Raw genomic sequence first — 705 nt, 5'->3', positions numbered from 1 at the left:
GACTTCGAGAAGCTCGACGTCAGCAGCACTGCAGCTGTGACCCAGGTGACCGACACCATCGACACCACGACCGTGACCCTGACTGCTACGCAAAGCGTGGTCGAGGGTGGCGTCGTCACCTACACCGCCTCGGTCAACCACAAGGTCACCGGTTCGGACCTGGTGATCAAGCTGGCTAACGGCCAGACCATCACCATCCCGGTAGGCGAGTCGTCGGCGTCGGTGCCATTCACCGCGCCGAATAACGTCCACAACACCAACCTGGACCTGACCAACAAGATCACCGACATCTCGGGCGGTAACTACGAGAAGACCGTGGCCGTGGGCGAGCCAGTGACAACCGTCACCGACAACCCGGCAACCCCGGACGCCACTGCGCTGACCTTGACCGCTACGGACACAGTGGCCGAAGGTGGCAAGATCACCTACACCGCTACCCTGACCAACAAGGCGGGTACCGACCTGGTGATCAAGCTGAGCAACGGTGAAAGCATCACCATCGCCGCTGGCCAGAAAGAAGCCTCGATCACCGTCGACGCCCCGAGCGACGACGTGTACGTCGATGCCGAAAACCTGAGTGTGACCATCACCGGTACCACCGGTGGTGACTTCGAGAAGCTCGACGTCAGCAGCACTGCAGCTGTGACCCAGGTGACCGACACCATCGACACCACGACCGTGACCCTGACTGCTACGCAAAGCGTG

At 61.4% G+C, this 705-nt stretch carries 1 protein-coding gene; it reads left to right on the top strand.

Features of this window, described 5'->3' with window-relative positions:
• Nucleotides 1-705, top strand: a 705-nt coding sequence (locus CAF70_RS27610; RefSeq protein ID WP_371915967.1) for an immunoglobulin-like domain-containing protein, incomplete at both ends; no start/stop codon positions are given.

Origin of the sequence: Pseudomonas sp. B19(2017) (genome assembly GCF_002113165.1) — a bacterium.
Taxonomy (GTDB): Bacteria; Pseudomonadota; Gammaproteobacteria; order Pseudomonadales; family Pseudomonadaceae; genus Aquipseudomonas.
The sequence above is the reverse complement of the archived record's forward strand: the minus strand, read 5'-3'. Positions and strand labels throughout refer to the sequence as shown.